Origin of the sequence: uncultured Marivita sp. (assembly GCF_947488135.1) — a bacterium.
GTDB lineage: Bacteria > Pseudomonadota > Alphaproteobacteria > Rhodobacterales > Rhodobacteraceae > Marivita.
Genome location: NZ_CANKYW010000041.1, coordinates 1 through 227, shown reverse-complemented (window position 1 = coordinate 227; position 227 = coordinate 1). Strand labels below are relative to the sequence as shown.

Here is a 227-nt window from a genome sequence, read left to right as displayed (position 1 = left end):
CCGGTGATCATGTTCTTCACGTAGTCGGCGTGGCCGGGGCAGTCGACGTGTGCGTAGTGACGGTTCTCGGTCTCGTACTCCACGTGCGCGGTCGAGATCGTGATCCCACGCGCCTTCTCTTCCGGCGCACCGTCGATCTGGTCATAGGCCTTGAAGTCGCCGAAATACTTCGTGATCGCCGCCGTCAGCGTCGTCTTGCCGTGGTCAACGTGACCAATCGTGCCAAT

The 227-nt window shown here is 60.8% G+C and carries 1 protein-coding gene; it reads right to left on the bottom strand.

All coding sequences use genetic code 11. From position 1 onward, the window contains the following. Positions 1–227, bottom strand: a 227-nt coding sequence (locus tag Q1B16_RS22330) for a GTP-binding protein (protein ID WP_299794644.1), incomplete at both ends; no start/stop codon positions are given.